Source organism: Myxococcus sp. AB025B (assembly GCF_006518215.1).
GTDB lineage: Bacteria > Myxococcota > Myxococcia > Myxococcales > Myxococcaceae > Myxococcus > Myxococcus fulvus.
This window is the reverse complement of record NZ_SRLW01000655.1, coordinates 1-753: the sequence shown is the minus strand read 5'-3', so window position 1 is coordinate 753 and position 753 is coordinate 1. Positions and strand designations below refer to the sequence as shown.

Genomic DNA, 753 nt, shown 5'->3' with positions numbered 1-753 from the left:
TGTTGGTGGTGGACGTCTGGTACACGAGCAGGTGCTCGCCGGGCTCCGACCTCGCCTCGATGATTTCGGGCCGTAGGATCGACGGGGCCAGCGTGGTGCGGCGCTTGCGCACGGGCGGGTAGAAGAACGTCGTCACCAGGTAGTGGAAGGCGCCCGGCAGCTTCGCCTTCACGATGGCGCGCGAGGTCTCGAAGCTGTCCTCGTACCCGGCCAGCAGCGACGGCTCGTGCTGACAGCGGTTGATGACCTGCATGTTGTCCACGCTGATGACGGGCAGCCGGTGGGTGCGCGCGAACAGGTAGCTGAAGGACTCGAAGTCGCTGACGACGACGTCGGGCTTGAAGTCGTCCACCAGCTCGAAGTACTGGCGCACGTTCTGCGGCCAGCCCTTCACCGCGCCGGTGAGGTTCTGCAGCACCGTCTGCCACTTCTTCACCGAGTTGCCCTCGTACGCCAGGGTCAGCCCCCAGATGCCGTGCACGTTCTGGAAGCGCCTGGCCAGGTAGTCCTGGGCCCGCCCGGAGACGACGATGTGGACCTCGTGCTTCTTCGTGAGCTCCTCGAGGAGCACGCGCGAGCGCGTCGCATGGCCCATGCCTTCGCCGACGACACCGTAGAGGATTCGCATGGTGCGCGAGCATACGCGGCCTGCCCCTCGCCCGTTGAGCCCGCCCGCCGCTCGCGGCTATAGCTCCCCTCCCACCATGCCCTCCGCTCCGCCGCCGCCTCCCAAGCCCTCGCTGCCGCGCGCCG

General features: G+C 67.9%; 1 protein-coding gene. It reads right to left on the bottom strand.

Annotation, left to right across the window (positions count from 1 at the left end):
• Nucleotides 1-628, bottom strand: a 628-nt coding sequence (locus FL311_RS43345) for a glycosyltransferase family protein (protein ID WP_305036192.1), incomplete at its 3' end; no start/stop codon positions are given.
• Between the last annotated feature and the right edge of the window lie 125 nt (nt 629-753).